The sequence below is a fragment of the Paraburkholderia sp. A1BS-2L genome (assembly GCF_051125205.1).
Taxonomy (GTDB): domain Bacteria; phylum Pseudomonadota; class Gammaproteobacteria; order Burkholderiales; family Burkholderiaceae; genus Paraburkholderia.
This window is the reverse complement of record NZ_CP120429.1, coordinates 657,662-677,625: the sequence shown is the minus strand read 5'-3', so window position 1 is coordinate 677,625 and position 19,964 is coordinate 657,662. Positions and strand designations below refer to the sequence as shown.

Sequence of the window (19,964 nt, the reverse complement as noted above, 5' to 3'; positions counted from 1 at the left end):
TTTGTCACGCGGATCCGGACAGCAGCCTGCGGGCGGCGTCGACGATTGTCCCGGCCTGGGGGAGGGCGGCTTCTTCCATGTGGCGCGCGTATGGAATCGGCACGTCTTCGGCGCACACGCGTGCAAGCGGTGCGTCAAGTTCGTAAAACGCCTGCTCGACGATGCGCGTTGCAATCTCCGAAGCCACGCTTGCACTGCGCCAGCATTCGTCGACGATGACGGCGCGCCGACATTTCGTCACCGACGCCACGATGGTTGCATCGTCGAGCGGCCGCAGTACGCGCAGGTCCACGACTTCGGCGCTCACGCCGTCCTGGGCCAGAAGGTCTGCCGCTTCGAGCGCCTTGTGCAGGCAACCCCCATAGGCAAAGATCGCCACGTCGCTGCCTGCACGCCGTACCTTCGCGCAGCGGATGTCGACACCCGTCACGTCGGGTAGTTCGTCCTCCATGTTGTAGAGTCCCGCATGCTCGAAGATCAGCACCGGATCGGGATCGGCAAGCGCCGCCGCGAGCATGTAGCGCGCATCTTCGATAGTGGCAGGCGCGAGCGCCTTGATGCCGGGAATGCCTGCGTACCAGCCCTCGAAGCTGTGCGAGTGCTGCGCCGCGACCTGGCGGCCGGCGCCGGTGGCCATGCGCACGACGAGCGGGACCGAGAACTGCCCGCCCGACATGTGATGATAGAGCGCGGCGGTGTTGACGATCTGGTCGAGCGCCAGCAGGCTGAAATTCACGGTCATGATTTCGACGATGGGACGCATGCCGCCGAGCGCGGCGCCAATGCCAGCGCCTGTGAATGCCAGTTCGGAGAGCGGCGTGTCACGAATACGTTCCGGACCGAATGTCTCGAGCAGTCCGGCCGAAACCGCATAGCTGCCGCCGTAGCGGCCCACGTCTTCGCCCATGAGAAAGACCCGGGCATCCTCGGTTAGCGCAGTACGCAATGCCTCGCGCAATGCTTCGCGGTAGCTGAGCCGGCGCGTCACGATGCGTCTCCCGTCTGCGTATAAAGATACTTGGTCAAATCCTCGACCGGCTCCCAGGCGCCCGCTTCGGCAAACGCGACGGCTCGCGCGACTTCGGCTTCGACCTCGGCGTCGAGAGTCAAGAATTCCGTTTCGCTGAGCTTGCCTTCGTCCTTGAGCCGTTCGGTGAACGTGTGGATCGGTCCGCGCGCTTTCCATTGCTCGACTTCGGCTTTCTCACGGTACAGTTCGGCGTCGTACATCGAGTGTGCGCGGAAGCGGTAGGTCTGCAGTTCGAGGAACAGCGGTTGCCGCTTGCTGCGCACGTACGCTGCCGCCTCCATCATCGCTTCGTGTACGGCCACGACGTCCATGCCGTCCGCGCGCCGGGTTTCGATGCGGTAAGAAGCGGCTTTCGCGCAAAGATCGGTTTGAGACTGGTGGCGCTCGAGCGCGGTGCCCATCGCATAGAGGTTGTTCTCGCAGCAAAAGAGCACCGGGAGTTGCCACAGCGCCGCGAGGTTCATCGATTCGTGAAACGCGCCTTCAGCCACCGCGCCGTCGCCGAAAAAGCATGCAGTGATACGTTGGGCATGCTGCATCGTGTCGGCGAGCGCCAGGCCCACCGCGAGCGGCAAGCCACCTCCAACAATGGCGTTGCCGCCGAAGAGGCGCGTGTCGCGGTCGAACAGGTGCATCGACCCGCCGCGGCCATGTGCGCAGCCTTCGCGCTTGCCGAACATCTCCGCCATCAGCACGCCCATATCCATGCCTCGCAGTAACGCGTGCGCATGTTCGCGGTACGTGGCGACGATATTGTCGTCGGCGTCGAGTGCGTGAATCGCACCGACGCCGGTCGCTTCTTCGCCGATGTAGAGATGCAAAAAGCCGCGAATCTTGCCCGCGCCGTAAAGCTCCGCGCACTTTTCCTCGAGCCGGCGCACGCGCAGCATGTCGCGCAGCAGGGCGAGCGAGCGCGCCTTGTCGTACGGGACCGGTCCGGAGGGCGGCGCAGGAGCGGGGTGGTCGATAGACGTCATGATCCGTACTCCAGCGTCGAGGTATCGCCTTCGGCGAGGCCGAGCTCGCGCGCTTTCAGCAGCCGGCGCATGATCTTGCCGCTACGCGTATGGGGCAGTTGCGAGACGAAGGCCAGTTCCTTCGGCGCGACAGCCGCGCCAAGACGCTTGCGCGCGTGGCCGAGCAGTTCCATTTTTAACGCTTCGTCCGCCTTGTAGCCCTGATTCAGTGCGACGAAGGCCTTGACCGTCTCGCCCACCACTGGGTCGGGCTTGCCGATGACACCTGCTTCCGCCACCGCCGGATGTTCCATCAGCGCGCTTTCAACCTCGAATGGCCCGATCAGGTGGCCGGCCGACTTGATCACGTCGTCGGCGCGGCCGACGAACCAGTAGTACCCGTCCGCGTCGCGCCGCGCGAGGTCGCCGGTCAAGTACCAGTCGCCCGCGAAGCTCTTGAGGTAGCGCGCTTCGTTGTTCAGGTAGCCGCGAAACATCGCCGGCCAACCGCGCTTGAGGGCAAGCTCGCCTTGGGTGTCCGGGGCCTCGACCACCCGCACACCTCCGTCTTCGAGGTGCTCGACGATCGCGGCATCGACGCCCGGCAAGGGTCGGCCCATTGAGCCTGGCTTGATATCGAAGGCTGGCGTGTTCGCGATCATGATGCCGCCTGTTTCGGTCTGCCACCAGTTGTCATGAATTGGCAGGCCCAGCACTTCCTTGCCCCAGCAGACGGCCTCGGGGTTGAGCGGCTCACCAACGCTTGCCACAAAGCGCAATTGCGGAAACGCGTATTTCCTCGCGATCGACGCGCCGGACCGCATTAACATGCGGACCGCGGTAGGGGCGGTGTACCAGACCGAAACGCGCTCGTCCTGCAGAATGCCGTACCAGCGTTCGGCGTCGAACTCCTCGCGGTCGACTACCGATGTGACGCCATGCAGCAATGGAGCGATAACGCCATACGACGTGCCTGTCACCCAGCCAGGGTCCGCAGTGCACCAGTAGACGTCGTCGGCGTGCAGGTCGAGTGCGTAGCGGCCGGTTACCCAGTGCGTGAGCGCGGCGCCATGCACGTGCAGCGCACCCTTCGGTATGCCCGTCGTGCCGCTCGTGAAATGCATCAGCGCGAGGTCATCGGCCGAGGTCGGCTCGCAGGCGCAACTGGCCGGCGCGTGCGCCATCAACGTCGTCAGATCGCGTGTTCCGGGGATAGCCGTTTGGCCGCCGTCTTCTGCGACCAGCAGCACGTGCTTCAGGCTCGGCATCTGGTCGAGACAGCGCGCGAGCTTGCGCTCGAAGAGCAGGTCGGTCGTCACGAGCACTGTGCCTGCACCCAGATTGACGCGTGTCACAATGGGCTCAGGCCCGAAGGCGGAGAAGAGCGGCGAGACGACGGTGCCGTTCTTGAGCGCGCCTAGCAGTGCCACATAGAGCGCAGGGATGCGGCCGCACAGGATGAACACGCGGTCGCCCTTGCCCACGCCAAGCTTGCGCAGGACGTTGCAAAAGCGGTTCGTCAGCGTCGCCAGCTCTGCATAGCTGACGTTCGTGGCGGGCGCGTTGCGGGCGAGAAAGCGCAATGCGGTCTTTGTGCTGTGCGGCCCGGCACAATGGCTATCCACTGCCTGCCAGGCGATATTGATGCCGCCCTCGGGCTCGGCGGTCAGTTCCCGTGCTGCCGCCGCCCACGAGAAGCGGCAGCGCTCTGCCTCGTAGTCGGCGAAATTCGGAGCAACACACAGGTCGGCTGCGGTCTTGCGGATGATCAGATGTGCGTCCATCTCTGCGATTCCCATCCTGATGCGGCTGCTCTCGATTTACATCGAATCGTTTGGGGACGCGTAGTCTCCCTACACGTGTGCGAGACCAGCGATTGCGTGTTTGGCTTTGCCGCCCCGACTGACAACATCATTTTGCGAACCTTCACCCAATGCGCTTGCGGGGAAGCTTGCTCGCGCGACCTCGGAGACGGTTTTGCAGTAATGCATCGCGTGCGAGAGGCAGGAGGGCAGCATCAAAGCGCCGATTGCCATGTATTCGGGCACGCTGCGGGTTAGCGCACAGCGCGCCGAGGTTTCCATGCAAAGCGCCAGCCAGTCGGCGTACGATTGCGTCTGCACGTTCGCAAGGGCCATCCACGTGCTTGCGAGCGCTTGTGGTGTCGGCAAGCCGGAAGGTGTGCGCGAGGGCGAAGTGAAACTGGAACTGGGCATGAACGTCTCCAGCGTGAACGGTTCGCCGTGTAGTGAAAGCTGCGCTTTGAGCGGCGTCGTTTAATCACGCTATCCCTCAATCGTTTGCGGGATTTGAGGCAAGTCAAATACCAATTGCATTGGCTGCGTTGCGTCGCCGAGTAAGCATTGATGTGCATCAATTCGTCACGGCGCCATGCGTATGAGAGTCACGACAGGCGCGCAGTGCCGCGTCGTCGTTATCGTCGTGGGATACGCGGTCATGCGGATGGGAAATGCGAGGCGCAGGCCGTAATCCGCATACGTCTGCATGGAAAACGTTGAGAGTATCGATGAACTGCGGCCATCGCGGGTCAATCGCGTGCCGGCGCACAGGCACGATGACGGCGATGTGCCGACTCGTGGTTCATGTCCTGTTGAGGAACGATCATGCCTGAATTTATCCTGATGACGCGGCTTTCGGCGGACGGGCTCCGCTCTGGAGTGAACGCAGAAGCGCATGAGGAGCGCGCACTCGAGCGGATTGCGAGCGCGTGCCCCGGCGTAGAGTGGAAGCATAGCTATGCAACGCTCGGACAATACGATTTCCTGGACATATTTTCCGCGCCCGACCTGGAAACGGCGATGCGGGTGTCGGCATTGATGCGTACGCTGGGGCGGTCCTACTCCGAGGTGTGGCCAGCGATCCCCCGAAAGGAGTTTCGCGCGATCATCAGGGCAATGGCCTGAAGCGGGTGCACCCGGGGCATGCCCATCCGTTTGCGCGTGAGGCTGGCGACGCGCTGTCACTCACCTCGCGCGCGACGGGGATGGCGAAAAGGCACGCGCCGGGCCACGCGAAGCTCGGATATCGGGCGCGACCAATACTCGATCAGGCTGTTTGCTGTTTATTCCATAACGCGGCGCGGCCGCTCCTGCCCGGCGCTACGCAATTGTCCGAAGAACCGGGTGCGCTCGAGTTTGCGGCCCGGCAGGCAGCAGACTGGCTTGCATCGCACCAGTCTGCTGTGTACCGCTGAGCGGATTGCCGATGTCCCCGCCCCTCACTCGAACTCGGGGAGATATTGCTCGTTTGCACGCCCGGTGCGGTCCTGAGGCGCAATGCCTTCGACCGCCTGCGCAACCCGCCCGGTATCATCTTTGTCCCGCTCGATGTCCCGCACCGGCGCCGTAGTCCCCGCGTCGGACACATCCTCACGTACTGGCGATCGCGTGATTGCGCGGTCATTCTTGCGATGACGCACGCGTGGCCGCTTGGCCAGGGCGGGTTCCAGACCGAACCACGCGACCTCGGAGCGCAGGCGAGCGGCATAGGCATGCCAGCCGCGCAGATTCAATGCGAACAGACGGTCGCGCACCGATGCGGCGAATGCGTCGTGGTCGAGCTTTTCATCGAGCAACGCCTGCGGCCAGCCACAGAACGCCTGCTGCGCGCGTGCAACGAATTCCTCCACGCTCATGGAAGCGGAAACCTGCCCGAGCAGGATTTCATTTTCCAGTATCGGATGCAGCGAGATCAGTTCCCCTACGGTTTCCGCTATCGGGCGCATTTCGAGAATGCGGGCCAGCAATTGCAGCGTGCGCCCAAGGTGAAGCAGCAGGGCGCGTCGTTCGAAGGCATCTTCCATGTCGGTACCTCGTTTTCCATCTGATGAGGGCAGGCTGCTTGCGTCACCTGCGTTGCGTTGGCCGGAACACAGACGTCCGGAGTCATTCAGTGGGTTCGTAACCCGAACCGGTTGGCCGGGCGATCATGCAGTCTGTGGTGAGCAGCAGGGAAGCAATGGATACCGCGTTCTGCAATGCGGTGCGCGTGACCTTCAGCGGATCGACAATGCCCGCTGCCATCATGTCGCCAAACGTGCCGCGCGCGGCGTCATAGCCCCATGTATCCTGCCCGGCGCTCACGGTGTGCACGACCACCTGGGCGTCCGCGCCGGCGTTTTCGGCAATCTGGCCAAGCGGCGCGGCCAGCGCGTCATGGACGATCTTCGCGCCGGCCTGCGCGGTTTCGTCGGCGCCGAAGTCTTCGAGAGCCGATCTCGCCCGCAGCAGCGCAACGCCGCCGCCGGGCACGATGCCTTCCTCGACCGCCGCGCGCGTGGCATGGAGCGCATCCTCGAAGCGGTTCTTGCGCTCGTGCAGCGCGGTTTCCGTGGCCGCCCCGACGCGGATGACGGCCACGCCGCCCGCGAGCCGGGCGAGGCGGCGCGAGAGCGCGTCGCGCTCGTTGCCGGGGCCGAGCTGTTCGATGCGTGCACGCAGCGCACTAATGCGCTCCTCGAGGCCGGGCCGGTCGCCGCGTGCCTCGACGATTGTCGTGGTGTCGCGTGCGATCTCGACACGGCGCGCGGATCCCAGATCGTCGAGCGTGGCGTGCTCGAGGGTGCGACCCGTTTGCGGCGAGATGACGGTGGCGCCCGTCAGCGCGGCAAGGTCATTGAGTGTCTCGCTGCGCCGCACGCCGAACTCGGGCGAGCGTACCGCGCACGACTTCAGCGCCCCGCGCAGATGGTTGACCACGAGCGTGGCCAGTGCCTCGCCCTCGATTTCGTTCGCGACAACGAGCAGCGGCTTGCCCGTCGCGCTGAGCGCTTCGAGCAAAGGCAGCATTTGTGCAATCGAGCTGATGGTCGCGTCGCATAGCAGGATGCGCGGCTCTTCGAGCACGACTTCGCGCGCGTCGTCGCCGACGAAGAGCGGTGAGGCGTAGCCGTGCTCGATCAACGAACCCTCTACCGTCTCCAGTTCGTCTTCGAGCTTCGAGCCGTCCTCGATACTGATCGCGCCGTCCCGGCCCACGCGCTCGACGGCCTGAGCAACGATGCAGCCGATGCTTGCATCGCCACTTGCCGAGATCGTGGCGATATGGCGCACCTCGTCGGTGCCTGCGCATGGGCGCGCCAACTCGCGCAGCTTCGCGACGACATGCTGGCCGGCTGCCTCGATTGCGCGGCGCAGCGCCATCGGGTCGAAGCCGGCAGCAACATACTTGTTGCCCTCGATCATGATGGCCTGGGCGAGCGTGGTCGCCGTGGTCGTGCCGTCGCCCGCGAGTTCGCTGGTACGCGTGGCGACTTCGCGCAGCAGGCGCACGCCCATCTCCTCGAACGAATCGGGCACGGCAACCGAACCGGCCACGACGACGCCCGAGTTCGCGATGAGCGGTGTGTCGCCGCGGCGCTCGACGATGACGTTGCGCCCGCCTGGGCCAAGCGTGACTTTCACGGCCTCGGCGAGCGCGTTGACGCCGTCGAGAAGGCGCTGGCGGGCGGCCTGGTGGAATACGAGCGTCTTGCCTGTCACGATGGACCTCGCTGGTCGGAAGTGCGGGGAACGGGGTTCAGCGCAACGGCTCGCCGTTGCGCAGAATCTGCACGGCGGTTGCCTCGACGTAATCGACCCGCACGCTGTCGCCTGGCTGGAGTTCGTCGAGCAGACCGTCCGACGACGCCTGCAGCACCACCGTGCGCGTTGGGCCGCGCACGGTGAGCAGACGCCTGCCGCGATCGACCTCGACGACGGTGGTCACCGCTTCGACGCGGTACAGGGACAGCGACGAATGCAAGGACGGCCCTGTTGCGAAGCCATTATCGACGCGTTCGCGAATGCCACTCGAAGCGGATTTGGCGGCGCGCAGCAGGAGCGCGCGGCTGAACGTGGCGGAGACGGTGTCGCCGAGTTGCAGGTTGCGGACATCGCCGATGTTGCGGTCGACCATCACGTCGAAAGGTTCGCCATTGTCTGCGAGCAGCGTGATGCTGTTGCCGCCGGTGTCGATAGCGATGACGACTGCTTTCGCACGCTTGACGGTGGCGCCCGAGAACGGTTTCGCAGGCTCGGCATTCGGCGCGGCTTCATCGCCGGGCGTAGCCCGAGCCGACGCCGCGCCGATGGCGAGCGCCACCGCGCCAGCAAGCAAACTGCATCGCCATCCGCGTTTCATGGTGACTTCTCCGCGTTTGCCGAAGCGTGTTCACACATCGCCATGATGTCCGTCTTAAGTCGTCTAGCGCCGCCAGTAGGCTCGGAGCAAGTTTTCATCCTTGCTGTATTTCTGCTCCAGCGTTCCGTGGAACGCCGCCCTGAGCGCCGAAGCCAGGTTGCGGGCGAGGTGAATGCCCGTCGTGGTAACGACGGTTTTGCCGGAATCATCCTCGATGCTGATGATCCGCTCCAGCGCGTGTTCGGCTCGCGCTTGCTCCTCGTGATGGCGCAGAAGATGAATCAGTTCCTCGCGATGCTGCTTCGCAAAGTCGCCTTCGATGTAGAGGTAACCTGCTGGCTCATTGTCGGCAATGCGATGGCAGGCAGGGCAAACGACCTCGACCGCGCCGGGCATGCGCGTCACCCATTGCCAGCGGCCCTCGTGATATACCGCGCCGCATGTCGGACATACAGAAGGCTCGTGCAGCTTGTGTTGCAGCCTGTATGCGTCATGACCCAGATCCGGGAACACGTTTTCGTGACTCCCGGCCTTGAATGGCTGAGCTTTCGATTTCATGTGCGCTGACCTCCGAAGTTTGTGTCTGAAACGACACTACGCCGGCGAGGGCGGCCTCAATTGATGTGCGTCAACGCTGCGGGACTCCGCGAGGAAAGAATGGAGCGGCGGATAGAGGGACGGCTCGGCATTGGCGCAGTCCTTGCATCGGTGAATGATCGAGGAAGCGATTCCGGTGGTGTCATGGAGATGAACATGATCAAGAACGTTGGTACTGCTGAAAACATTCGTGTGGAGATTCTTCGCAGAGTCCAGGAAAACGCCGATCTAGGCGAGACCTGCCGGGATTGCGACATCACGGTTCCGCGCAAGGTCGATCCAGCGGAGAACGGCGGCTGCAATTGGGTCATCGACGAGCTTCGAGGCGGTGCGCCGGAGTGCGTGGCGCCGCTGAAAGCCGTGATTGCCGAAATGATGCGCGAATATGAGCTGGCCTGAGATCGCGCACGCGGGACGCTCCTGCGACCTTGCCGCTCCGAAGTAGGGCGCAGTAACGCCAGTGGCGAGGCCGCAGGAGAAAACAAACCCGGCGCAGGGGCACGACCCGCTCCGGTCACGCCTCTTGCCGTTACTCGCCGATGATTTGCGAATTCGGCCGAATGCGGCGTGCTTCCCGCGCTTGACGAACTTCGCACCCATGCCGCCAGGGGCGCTCGTCGCGCAAACGGTTCGCGCCTGCAGAGATGCAGTGAAACGTTGCCTCAGCGGGGCGCCATGAAACCCGGCTGGCCGATCTGTTCGGGGTGCTGCGGAACTCGCCGCAGCCTGTCGGTGCGGATACCCATTGCCGCGAGCCTGCGCACCAGGTCGGCGTACACATCTTCATCCATGTCCGGTGTGCGGGACAAGATCCAGATGGGGCTGCCATTCTCCTCGCAGCGCACGGTGTAGCGGTAATCGGGGTCCACGTAGACCGTGAGGACCACCATGTCGAACGGCCACAAGATCGTCACCCGCCACTTTCCGCCGCCGCTGCCAGGCACCACGCTCGCGACCAGCGTGCCTCCCGTCACCGGCTGATCGAAGCCGTGGCGTCTTCCGAAGTAGTTGTCGTTGATCCTGCCGTCCTTGCGTAGTTCCCAGTCCGCGTAGCTGCCAACGTATTCACGTTCGCCCAGGTACGGCACGGTGGCGATCGTGTACCAACGGCCCATGTAGCGCGTCAGTTCCACCGGCACGGACTGTAATGCGGGCGGTGGCGTTTCCCTCGGGACTGCATCGGCGGTATTGCCCGATGTGCGGGTGGCGCAAGCCGCGAGGAGAAAAATGACTGCAGCCGCGACCGCCTGAAGCGCAGAAACGTGGCGCCTGAGGACAGAATGGATCACGGCGCGCCGTGCTGGCTGACCTATGTCGATCATCATTTCGAGCAGACTCATTTGAGCGCGTGGTTCGGGGCCAAAAAACGATCTTCGATGATATGGATATATGCGAGGCCGAGCGCATCGAACCGCTCGGCGCCATGGCGGCAGGTTCTCATCGAGGCGCGATGAAAAACTGGCGCACGCCGTTGCGCGAGTGAAGCGTGCGACCCAGCGCTGCTACGAGGCGTCCGCATGCATGCGCGCGATCGCCTCCGCAAATAGCGGCGCGCTGTCGAGTACGGTGAGGCGATCGAGCAGCGGTCCGTCCGGCACCCGCCACGGCGCCACGCTGTCGGCCACGACGATGCTCGCCAGGGCGCCGCCGCCGAGTTTCACGCAGGCGTCCCCAAGGAAAAGACCGTGCGTGGCGGCAGCGTGCACCTCGGTGGCGCCGAGTGCGCGGCAGTGCCCCGCGACTTGCGCGAGGGTCGTTCCCGTGCCGATCAGGTCATCGACGATGATTGCGCAGCGCCCCTCCAGGTCGCCGACGATCGGCTTGCCCGTGACGATGCCACCCGCGCGCAGCTTTCCGGCGAATGCCGCTTCAACCGGATGGCCAATCAGCTTCGCGAGCCGACCGCGAAAATCTTCCGAGCGCCGCACGCCGCCGGCGTCGGGCGAAACAACCACGAGCGGCGTATCGCGCAGGTGAGTCGCAAACCACTGCGCGAGCAATTCGTTCGCTTCGAGATGCTCGGTGGGCACACGAAACGCGTTCTGGTAAGCCGCCACGTTGTGGACGTCGAGCGTGGCGAAGCGCGCCGTGCCGACCGCCTCGAACAGTTGGGCCACGTACCGCGTGGTTATCGGGTCGCGTGCCTGTGAGCGCCGGTCCTTGCGCGCATAGCAGAGGTAGGGCGCGACGACACTCACGCGCGCGGCCGAGGCGTCCGCCAGCGCTCCTACGAAGAAGAGCAGTTCGCACAGCTTGTCGTTGACGGAGTGGCCCGGTTCGGCGTACAGCGACTGGATCACATAGACGTCGCGACCTCGCACGCTTTCGAGCGGGCGCATCTTGTGCTCGCCGTCCTCGAAGGGGCGCCATTCGTGTTCGCCCAGCGCGATGCCGAGCGCAGAGGCCACGCGCTGCGCGAACGCATGGGAAGTCGGCGGGGAAAAGAGCATCGGCGCGGTGTTCATCATGAGGGCTCCTGGTGCGCAGGCGTCACGTCTGGCCCCGGGCCGCTTGCCTGCGCCGAACTTTCATCGTGGGTGAATCAGTGGTGCCGCGCTTGATGCAAGTCAACCGGGACGACACGGCACACGCTGTAGACGCCCACTGATCTGAATCAAGCCGCCAGGACGCGGTGCGCCCGACAGTGATCGTCAGCCCGCCGTCGGCGAGCCGTGGCCGGAGGAACGCGGCGCGGCAGCTATCCGGCGGGAGGAGCCTGCTCATGCCTGTTGCTCATACCGCAGCGAAAACGCCCGTGCGCAGGCGCTTTCGCTGCCGGCGAATATCGCACCTGCGCCGCATGTCGCGGCTTACGGCCTGCGAGAGGGTCGAGCGTCTGCGCTCGCCAGGTATCTGGCCGGACAAGACGCGCAGCGTGCGCGTAATCGAGACGCACCTTTCATGGGTTTTTCTCACCTCGCGCTTCGCCTGGAAAATGAAGAAACCCGTTCGGCATGCCGGTTCGGATCTGCGCGCACTCGGCGCGCGAGAGCGCGATTGCCGCAGAGAGTTCGCGCTCAATCGCCGGCTCGCGCCCAGGGTGTATCTGGCGGTGGTGCCGCTCACGCTCGACCGGGCGGGCGCGCTCGCGGTGAATGGCGGCGGCCGCGTGGTCGACTGGCTCGTGCAGATGCGCCGTCTGCCGGCGTCGCGCATGCTCGATTGCGCGCTGGCCGCGCATACGCTGGGCCCGGAAGATTGGCACGCTGTAGCGGCCACGCTTGCCGCGTTCTATGACGCGCGGCCCCGGCTGGCAATCGACGCCGCGCAGTATCGGCGCAACCTCGGCGACCTGATCGATGCCAACGAGCGCGATCTGTGCGACCCGGCGCTGCAGCAGGATGCCCGCGCGATCGCGGCGCTTTGCGACAGCCAGCGCGACGCGCTGGCGCAATTGCAGCCGTGCCTCGAACGGCGCGTGCGCGACGGACGCATCGTGGAAGGCCACGGCGATTTGCGGCCCGAACATGTGTGCCTCGTAAAACCCATACAAATCATCGATTGTCTGACGCAATCAAAGGTCCTCCGCACGGTCGATTGCGTGGACGAAATCGCCTTTCTGGCGCTGGAATGCGAGCGGGTCGGTGCAGGACAGGCAGGCCGCATTCTCTTGCGCGAGTGGCGTCGGGCAAGCGGCGATCGCCCGGAGGCAGCTCTCGTGCATTTCTATCAAAGCCTTCGTGCTGCTGTGCGCGCGCGGCTTGCGGCGCTGCATCTGCGCGAGAAGGCCTATCGCGGCTCGCCGCGCTGGATCGAGCGCACGCACTGCTATCTGCTGCTGGCCCGGTTGCACCTGAAACGCTGCAGGCGGTCGCTGACCGCGCGAGCCGGAACGCTCGTCTAAATGCAACCGGGCGCGGATGCTCGGGCGCTTGATCGATGTCAATTCGACAGGTTGCAGACGGATGAGGATTTGATCTGTTCCATCTCGTTTTGTGGACCTCCTGGGAGACTTCAGATGGACAGAGCTGACCGCCCACATCGGCGCCGCTGGCCAAGGCGGTGCATTCAAGTCGCGTGCATATGTCTGATTCTTGCAGTCGGCACGACCGGGCTCGGCGCGATTTACGACTTCCCGGTGGATGCCGGCGTTGTGTCGGGCATGAACGCACCCGAATGCGCACCTGTACGCGCACTGCCCGCTGGCTCGCGTCTCGACGTGGCGCTGCCCGACAGCGACCACTGCTTCGCTTTTTTCATGTACCGCACCTCGTATCCGAATGCGGCTGACGATGTGGCGTCGTACCAGACCTGGGTCCTGCAACAGCGCGTGGGCGAGTTCTGGCAACTGTTCGGATACGTCCTCGTGCTGTGGTTCGTCTTGCTATGCATCGTTGCGATTGGCGCCTTGGCGATAAAAGGGCTCGTTCGGCGCCTGCGCCATACGTCGTCGGCCAGTGCCGAAGCCTCTTCACACGAGCGGGGCGGCCACACGCACGGCTGTCCGTGAGCACGCGTCACCTTCACACGCCATCGCAGCGCGCAGGGTCCGCTGGATCTATTGACGTGTATCAAGCCGGGCGAGCCCGCCAAACCTAACCTCATTCAACGAAGGGGCTGATGCAACGCGTCAAGCCCGCCCCACGAACAGGAGGACAATCATGCATATCGGAAGAATCAGCACCCAGCCCGTCGAAACCTGCACCAGCGATTGCAGCGCACTAACTTTGGCCGAGCGCATGCGCCACGCGCACGTGGGCGACATCGTGGTGGTTGAATATCGCAATGGCGAGGCGGTGCCGGTTGGGCTGGTGACAGACCGCGACCTCGTGGTCGCAGTGATGGCCAGCGGCGAGGATGCCGACCGGTTCACTGCAGGCCAGATCATGTCGCGCGGCCTGATTGTGGTGTCGGAGACAGACGAGATCAGCGTGGCGCTCGACGAAATGCGCCGTTCGGGTGTGCGCCGCCTGCCGGTCGTCGACGATTCGGGACGCCTGACCGGCATCGTCGCACTCGACGATGTCGTGGAATACCTCGCCTCATTGCTCAGTGGCATCGCCGAAGTCGGCAAACTGCAAAGAGTCGAAGAGCAACGTTTTCGCTCGTAACCGGTCACGGTGCCCCAACACGTTTTTCGACGATGCGCACCGGCTGCGGCAATTATTCGAAAGCAAAACAGGGGCGTTGCCGCTGCCGACTCATAGATTCCGCTTGCTTCGCCGCCGTAAGCAAGCACGCCGGTCAGCACGAGACCGCCAGCCATGGAGTTGTAGACACGAAGCCTGGAGCGCCTGAGGCCGGCTGCGCCCGCAAACGCGCACGATCCCCAATGGGCGCTGCGAGCGGCATCGTGCAAAATATCCGTATCCAGAACGCGGAGAATGGCCGGTGGGCGTCAATTTCGACTTGAATGACTTGCAGGCATTTAGAGCCGTGGTTGAGCTCGGAAGCTTCCGCAAGGCCGCCGAGGCGGTGAGCATCTCGCAGCCGGCCCTGAGCCGCCGGATCGACAAGCTCGAGGAAGCGCTCGGCGTGCGCCTGTTCGAGCGCACCACGCGCAGCGTCACCCTCACCACGGTCGGCCGTGTGTTCGCGCGGAGCGCCGAACAGCTGCTCGATGATCTGGATGTCGCGTTGCTCGGCATCCGCGATGTTTCTTCGAGCCGACTGGGGCACGTCACCGTCGCCTGCGTGCCTTCGGTGGCCTACTACTTCCTGCCGGGCGCTATCGCGAGCTATCATCGCCGCTTTCCGCGCATCCGGGTCAAATTGCTGGACGTGAGCGCCAACGAGGTGCTGTCCGCCGTCATCAGTGGAGAGGCTGATTTCGGGGTGAGCTTTGTGGGCAGCCAGGAGTCCGAGATCGAGTTCAAAGTGCTGCTGCAGGAGCGCTTCGTGGCCGCCTGCCGTCGCGATCACCCGCTCGCCAGCAAGAAGCGCGTGACCTGGAACGAGCTTTACGAGCATGAGTATGTCTCGGTGGACAAGACTTCCGGCAACCGGCTATTGCTCGATCAGGCGCTCTCGGCCGTGGCGCCGCGCTTGCCGAGTGTCTGCGAGACGCGCCATGTCACCACCATGCTGGGTTTGGTCGAAGCGGGCCTCGGCGTCGCGGCGGTGCCGTCGATGGCCATGCCCGGGCACAACCACCCCATCCTCACGAGCGTGCCGCTCGTCGAACCCGTGGTAAAGCGGCGCGTTGGAATCGTAAGACGCAGAGGACGCCCGCTTACGCCGGCCGCGCAGGAGTTTCACAGAACGATTGTCGAAATGAAGCGCGGCGGCGTCGCAAGCGCCGACACCTCCGACAAAGGCGTCGCTGAGAAAGTCGACAGGTAGGGGCGCCGCATTGTGATACCGAGACCGCTTCATTCGCTGTATGTGCAGGTCCTGCTGGGCATGGTGCTGGGCATGGCAACCGGTCATTTCTGGCCGCAAGCAGGCACGCTGCTCAAGCCCTTGAGCGACGGCTTCGTTGGCCTCGTGAAGATGATGATTGCGCCGATCGTCTTTTGCACCATCGTCTCAGGGATCACTTCGCTTGCCAGTGGGAAGGCGATCGGGCGCACGATCCTGCGGGCGTTGGCGCTCTTTTATTTACTGACTGCCGTGGCGCTTGCGCTGGGACTTGGCACCGCCTTCGTGCTGCGGCCGGGCGAGGGCATGCACATCGACGCGCGCCATCTGGATGCCACCGTCCTCGCGCAATATGCGACGCACGCGCATCCACACGGCCTGGTCGCTTTCGCGCTGAGCATCATCCCCGAGACCTTGGCCGGCGCGTTCGACAAGGGCGACGTGCTGCCGGTGCTGCTGATCTCGCTGCTCTTCGGCTTCGCGCTCAACGCGTATCCAGGCGCGGGCAGGCCGGTGCTCGCGCTCATCGACGGTGTTGCCCAGATCCTCTTTCGCATTCTCGCGATGATCATGCGTCTTGCGCCGCTCGGCGCATTCGGCGCGATGGCGTTCACGGTGGGTCGCTTCGGCCTGCGCTCGGTTGGCTCGCTCGGCATGTTGATGGTGTCCCTGTACGCGGCATGCCTGTTGTTCGTTGCGCTGGTGCTGGCCGCGCTTGCGCGGCTGCACGGCTTCGCGCTTTGGCGGCTCTTGCGCTACTTGCGCGAAGAGTTGCTCATCGTTCTGGCGACTTCGTCGACGGAGCCGGTGCTGCCGCGCCTGATCGCGAAGCTGGAGGCGCTCGGCTGCGACAAGGGCGTAGTGGGGCTCGTGCTGCCTGCGGGCTATTCGTTCAATCTCGACGGCACCGCGATCTATCTGACGCTCGCCTCGATGTTCATTGCTCAGGCGTGCGACGTGCCGCTCTCCGCGTCGCAGGTCGCGACAATGCTCGCGGTCATGCTGCTCACCTCGAAGGGCGCGGCTGGGGTGTCAGGTAGCGGATTGGTGGCGCTGGTCGCCACGCTGACGGTGATTCCCGATCTGCCCGTCGCTGGCGTGGCGCTATTGGTTGGCATCGACCGGTTCATGTCCGAGGCGCGCGCCTTGACGAGCGTGATCAGCAACGCTTGCGCAGTGATCCTGGTGTCGATGTGGGAAAACGCTTGCGATCGTACGCTCCTCGCCCGGATGCTCGGGCGAGAAGAGCCGGGCGGCGCGAACAATGTGGAGGACCGGCTGGAAAACACGCCCGGAAAATGAGGGCATCTTTAACTGGCGCGGACCTCTCACAGGGCTTGCGTCAATGAGCCGGGACGGAATCGAGCCCGGTCGATTTCACTTCTGCCTGTACGTCTGGGGAAGCGAGATAGTCGAGCAGGGCTTTAGCTTCCTTCGGATGCTGGGCGTTGACGGGAATGCCGGCGGCGAAGCGGGTGACGGACTGCAGAGAATCGGGGATTTTCCCGACGAAGCTCGCCCCCTTGACGGGCAACAACTCGCTCACCTGCTGGAAGCCGATCTCGTAGTCGCCGTTCGCAACCACCGAGGCCACCGGAATGCGCGGGACCATCTTCGCCTTCGACTTGACCTGATCCTCGATGCCCAGTTTCTTGAACAACTCCCGCTCGATATAGACACCGCTCGCGCTGTCCGAGTAGGCGATCGACTTCGCCTGCAGCAGCGTCTGCCGCAGGCCGTCGGCCGAGCTGATATCGGGTTTCGTCGCGCCTTCACGCACCACCATGCCGATGCGCGAATCGGCCAGTTCGACCCGCGAGCCGGGGATGACCTTGCCTTCCTTGATCAGTTCGTCGAGAGCATAACCCACCATGATGACGGCGTCCGCAGGTTCGCCGCGCGCGAGCCGGTTGGGGATCGCTTCAGGCGATTTGCCCATCGACGGGCCCAGCGCGGTGTCGAGCGTATTGCCCGTGTCGGATGCGAACTTCGGGCCGAGGAGCTTGTACGCCGCGGTAAAGCCGCCAGAGCTCATGACGTGCAGTTCAGCGGCCTGCACGTGTGCACCAGCGGCCGAGACTGCGACGAGCGCGGTGGCGCACAGTTTCAGAAGCAGATTCTTCATGATTGATTGGAGTCGTTCAGATAACAGGTGGTCGGTGTCTGTGCAACGAGATGCGCGTCAATGCGCCGGAGTCAACGTTGCGGCGCGCCGGCGATAGAGCGCGAACGTCGCGAAAAGCGCGCAGGCTGCGGCGAAGCTCATCCAGTAGCCGGGTGCGGCCTTATCGTGGGTCATGTGGATGAGCGCCGTCGAAATCGCTGGCGTGAAGCCGCCGAAAGCCGCCGTTGCGAGGCTATAGGCGAGCGAGAAACCCGCAACGCGTACTTGCGCCGGCATCACTTCGGTGAGCGCCACGATCATCGCGCCGTTATAGATGCCGTACATGAACGAAAGCCAAAGCAGGACGAGCAGCATATTCAGGAAGCTCGGCGCATGAGCGAGCATCGACAGCGCGGGGTAAGCGGTTGCAATGGTGAGCACCGTCATGGCGACGAGGAGCGGCCTGCGGCCGATCTTGTCGGAGAGTGCGCCGCCGATGGGGAGCCACACGAAGTTCGATATGGCGACGCACAGTGTCACGAGCAAACTATCGGCGGTGCTCAGGTGCAGGACCGTCTTGCCGAAAGTCGGCGCGTAGACCGTGATGAGATAGAAGCTCGCGGTGGTCATCGCCACCAGCATCATGCCGGCGACCACGACCGCCCAGTTCTGGACCAGCGTGCGGAACACTTCGTTCATCGTAGGGCGATGCTGGCGTGCCTTGAACTCCTGCGTTTCCTCCAGGTTGCGGCGCAGCATGAAAATGAACGGCACGATCATGCAGCCGACCAGGAAGGGGACTCGCCATCCCCAGGCCGCGATAGCAGTTGCGTTCAGCGACTGGTTGAGCGCGAAGCCCAGTGCCGCCGCCACGACGATGGCGACCTGCTGGCTGGCGGACTGCCAGCTCGTGAAGAAGCCCTTGCGGCCCGGTGTGGCCATCTCGGCGAGATAGACCGACACGCCACCCAATTCAGCACCTGCTGAAAATCCCTGCAGCAACCGGCCAACGAGCACCAGCGCGGGCGCCAGCAGGCCGATGGTCGCGTAGCCCGGCACGAACGCGATCAGGATCGTGCCGCTCGCCATGATGGCAAGCGTGACGATCAGGCCCTTGCGACGGCCGACATCGTCGATGTACGCGCCGAGCACGATCGCGCCCAGCGGGCGCATCAGAAAACCGGCGCCGAAGACCGCGAACGTCATCATCAGCGAGGCAAATTCGCTCGTCGCGGGAAAGAATACGCTGGCGATTTGCGTCGCGTAGAAGCCGAACAGAAAGAAGTCGAACTGCTCGAGGAAATTCCCGGCCGTCACGCGGAATACCGCAGCGGCCTTTGAGCGGCCCGACGAAAGGGTAGAGGGCGAAGGATGCATCAACGTGTCTCCTGAAATCGCGGAATAGGCGTGGTCCGCGCTTGTATTCAGGGAATATTGACCCAGGACGCCCTAAACGAAAATTGCAATTTTTCGAAGTATTGATGTTAAAAGCTGATCAATTCCGGAGTGCAAGGGCGGCGCCGCCCCGGCGATACAGCGCGAGGGTGGCGACGAGCCCGCATGCGGCGGCGAAACCCAGCCAGTAGCCCGGTGCGGCCTTGTCGCCGGTGATATCGATGAGATACGTCGAGATGGCGGGTGTGAAGCCTCCGAAAACCGCGGTGGCGAGACTGAACGCAAGCGAGAAACCGGCCACGCGGACCTCGGCGGGCATGACTTCCGTGAGCGCTGCGACCGCCGCGCCGTTGTACATGCCGAAGAAAAACGAGAGCCATAGCAGCACGGCGAGCATGCGGCCGAAGCTCGGCGCCGATGCAAGCCAGGAGAGCGCCGGATACGACGTGCAGATGGCCAGCACCGTGATGGCGATGAGAATCGGCCTGCGGCCGATGCGATCCGAGAGCGCCCCGCCGACCGGCAGCCAGAAGAAGTTCGACAGGCCCACGCACAGCGTGACGATCAGGCTATCCCCGGTGGTGAGTTTCAGAACGGCTTTGCCGAAGGTCGGCGTATAGACCGTGATGAGGTAGAAGGTGGTGGTCGTCATGGCGACGAGCAGCATGCCGGCGAGCACCGTCCGCCAGTTTTGCAGCATCGTGGCGAAGACTTCGCGGGCGCGCGGATGGTGCGTGCGCGCCTTGAATGCGTCGGTTTCCTGCAACGTGCGCCGCAGCACGAAGATAATCGGCACGATCGCGCAGCCGACGAAGAACGGAATGCGCCATCCCCATGCGCCGATTTCGCTGGCCGCCATCAGATGATTGAGCAGATAGCCGAGCGCCGCCGCGGCCACGATGGCGACTTGCTGGCTCGCGGATTGCCAGCTCGTATAGAAGCCCTTGTGCCCCGGCGTCGCCATTTCCGCCAGATAGACCGAGACGCCGCCCAGCTCGGCGCCCGCGGAAAAGCCTTGCAGCAGGCGTCCGAGCAGCACGAGAGCGGGCGCCAGCAAGCCGATCGTCGCGTATCCGGGCACGCACGCTATCAGGATCGTGCCGCATGCCATGATCGAAAGCGTGACGATCAACCCTTTGCGTCGGCCTGCTTCATCGATGTACGCACCCAGCACGATCGCACCCAGCGGACGCATCAGAAAGCCCGCTCCGAACACGCTGAAAGTGAGCATCAGCGAGGCGAACTCGCTCTTCGATGGGAAAAAGATGCGCGAGATGGTGGTCGCATAGAAGCCGAAAAGAAAGAAGTCGAACTGCTCCAGAAAATTGCCGCTGGTCACGCGCAGGACCGCGCCGAATTTCGACGTTCGAACCTGCGCGTTATCCCCGGCGTTGAGCGTTGAGGGATGCATGAGTTGTCTCCATGGTTGTGTTATGCGAGT

The 19,964-nt window shown here is 64.0% G+C and carries 20 protein-coding genes; 8 read left to right on the top strand and 12 right to left on the bottom strand.

All coding sequences use genetic code 11. The features are described 5' to 3' along the window. Positions 1-4 precede the first annotated feature (4 nt). Genes P5W98_RS17905 through acsA form a run of 3 tightly spaced genes read right to left on the bottom strand, consistent with a single transcriptional unit; the run spans position 5 to position 3,770 of the window. Positions 5-988 (bottom strand): alpha-ketoacid dehydrogenase subunit beta, encoded by a 984-nt coding sequence (locus P5W98_RS17905; RefSeq protein ID WP_421026691.1) that lies wholly within the window; start codon positions 986-988, stop codon positions 5-7. Then, positions 985-2,007, bottom strand: a complete 1,023-nt coding sequence (gene pdhA / locus P5W98_RS17900; protein WP_421026692.1) for a pyruvate dehydrogenase (acetyl-transferring) E1 component subunit alpha — start codon at positions 2,005-2,007, stop codon at positions 985-987. Before pdhA ends, P5W98_RS17905 begins: the two co-directional genes overlap by 4 nt. After that, on the bottom strand, positions 2,004-3,770 hold the full coding sequence (acsA, locus tag P5W98_RS17895; protein ID WP_421026693.1) for an acetate--CoA ligase: 1,767 nt from the start codon (positions 3,768-3,770) through the stop codon (positions 2,004-2,006). The genes pdhA and acsA overlap by 4 nt, the downstream gene beginning before the upstream one ends. A 250-nt stretch (positions 3,771-4,020) precedes the next feature. Between acsA and P5W98_RS17890 the strand changes: the two genes are divergently transcribed. Together P5W98_RS17890 and P5W98_RS17885 are read left to right on the top strand one after the other, a co-directional pair. Further along, positions 4,021-4,266 (top strand): hypothetical protein, encoded by a 246-nt coding sequence (locus P5W98_RS17890; protein ID WP_421026694.1) that lies wholly within the window; start codon positions 4,021-4,023, stop codon positions 4,264-4,266. Between the two features lie 344 nt (positions 4,267-4,610). Further along, positions 4,611-4,910: a GYD domain-containing protein gene (locus P5W98_RS17885; RefSeq protein ID WP_421026695.1), complete on the top strand. Its 300-nt coding sequence runs from the start codon at positions 4,611-4,613 to the stop codon at positions 4,908-4,910. A gap of 314 nt (positions 4,911-5,224) precedes the next feature. On the opposite strand, the gene P5W98_RS17880 is transcribed toward P5W98_RS17885, so the two are convergent. The 4 genes from P5W98_RS17880 to P5W98_RS17865 all read right to left on the bottom strand — a co-directional run bounded on the left by P5W98_RS17880 (position 5,225) and on the right by P5W98_RS17865 (position 8,685). Beyond that, positions 5,225-5,809: a hypothetical protein gene (locus P5W98_RS17880; protein WP_421026696.1), complete on the bottom strand. Its 585-nt coding sequence runs from the start codon at positions 5,807-5,809 to the stop codon at positions 5,225-5,227. 82 nt (positions 5,810-5,891) lie between these two features. After that, complete coding sequence (gene groL / locus P5W98_RS17875; protein ID WP_421026697.1) at positions 5,892-7,487, bottom strand: chaperonin GroEL; 1,596 nt, start codon at positions 7,485-7,487, stop codon at positions 5,892-5,894. Between the two features lie 37 nt (positions 7,488-7,524). After that, complete coding sequence (locus P5W98_RS17870) at positions 7,525-8,127, bottom strand: hypothetical protein (RefSeq protein ID WP_421026698.1); 603 nt, start codon at positions 8,125-8,127, stop codon at positions 7,525-7,527. 63 nt (positions 8,128-8,190) lie between these two features. Then, a complete protein-coding gene (locus P5W98_RS17865) occupies positions 8,191-8,685 on the bottom strand; it encodes a BCAM0308 family protein (RefSeq protein ID WP_421026699.1) in 495 nt (164 codons plus the stop codon). A gap of 195 nt (positions 8,686-8,880) precedes the next feature. Here P5W98_RS17865 and P5W98_RS17860 point away from each other — a divergent pair, with 195 nt between their 5' ends. Further along, positions 8,881-9,123, top strand: coding sequence for a hypothetical protein (locus P5W98_RS17860; protein WP_421026700.1), 243 nt, complete (start codon positions 8,881-8,883; stop codon positions 9,121-9,123). A gap of 263 nt (positions 9,124-9,386) precedes the next feature. Here the strand turns inward: P5W98_RS17860 and P5W98_RS17855 are convergent, their stop codons facing one another. Both P5W98_RS17855 and P5W98_RS17850 read right to left on the bottom strand, forming a co-directional pair. Beyond that, positions 9,387-10,064, bottom strand: coding sequence for a lipocalin family protein (locus P5W98_RS17855; protein ID WP_421026701.1), 678 nt, complete (start codon positions 10,062-10,064; stop codon positions 9,387-9,389). Between the two features lie 162 nt (positions 10,065-10,226). Continuing rightward, positions 10,227-11,192 carry a ribose-phosphate diphosphokinase gene (locus P5W98_RS17850; RefSeq protein WP_421026702.1) on the bottom strand — a complete coding sequence of 322 codons (966 nt, stop codon included), beginning with the start codon at positions 11,190-11,192 and terminating at the stop codon, positions 10,227-10,229. A 254-nt stretch (positions 11,193-11,446) separates the two neighbouring features. Between P5W98_RS17850 and P5W98_RS17845 the strand changes: the two genes are divergently transcribed. From P5W98_RS17845 to dctA, 5 genes are all read left to right on the top strand, one after another. After that, complete coding sequence (locus P5W98_RS17845) at positions 11,447-12,568, top strand: hypothetical protein (protein ID WP_421026703.1); 1,122 nt, start codon at positions 11,447-11,449, stop codon at positions 12,566-12,568. Between the two features lie 258 nt (positions 12,569-12,826). Next, positions 12,827-13,174, top strand: coding sequence for a hypothetical protein (locus P5W98_RS17840; protein ID WP_421026704.1), 348 nt, complete (start codon positions 12,827-12,829; stop codon positions 13,172-13,174). A 151-nt stretch (positions 13,175-13,325) separates the two neighbouring features. Further along, positions 13,326-13,775, top strand: coding sequence for a CBS domain-containing protein (locus tag P5W98_RS17835; protein ID WP_421026705.1), 450 nt, complete (start codon positions 13,326-13,328; stop codon positions 13,773-13,775). Positions 13,776-14,055: 280 nt separating this feature from the next. Further along, positions 14,056-15,006 carry a LysR family transcriptional regulator gene (locus P5W98_RS17830; protein ID WP_421026706.1) on the top strand — a complete coding sequence of 317 codons (951 nt, stop codon included), beginning with the start codon at positions 14,056-14,058 and terminating at the stop codon, positions 15,004-15,006. 72 nt (positions 15,007-15,078) lie between these two features. Continuing rightward, on the top strand, positions 15,079-16,326 hold the full coding sequence (dctA, locus tag P5W98_RS17825) for a C4-dicarboxylate transporter DctA (protein ID WP_434716973.1): 1,248 nt from the start codon (positions 15,079-15,081) through the stop codon (positions 16,324-16,326). Positions 16,327-16,366: 40 nt separating this feature from the next. On the opposite strand, the gene P5W98_RS17820 is transcribed toward dctA, so the two are convergent. The 3 genes from P5W98_RS17820 to P5W98_RS17810 all read right to left on the bottom strand — a co-directional run bounded on the left by P5W98_RS17820 (position 16,367) and on the right by P5W98_RS17810 (position 19,934). Beyond that, positions 16,367-17,149, bottom strand: coding sequence for a substrate-binding domain-containing protein (locus P5W98_RS17820; protein WP_421026707.1), 783 nt, complete (start codon positions 17,147-17,149; stop codon positions 16,367-16,369). Between the two features lie 57 nt (positions 17,150-17,206). Then, complete coding sequence (locus P5W98_RS17815; RefSeq protein ID WP_421026708.1) at positions 17,207-18,505, bottom strand: MFS transporter; 1,299 nt, start codon at positions 18,503-18,505, stop codon at positions 17,207-17,209. A 118-nt stretch (positions 18,506-18,623) separates the two neighbouring features. Further along, positions 18,624-19,934, bottom strand: a complete 1,311-nt coding sequence (locus P5W98_RS17810) for an MFS transporter (protein WP_421026709.1) — start codon at positions 19,932-19,934, stop codon at positions 18,624-18,626. Positions 19,935-19,964 lie beyond the last annotated feature (30 nt).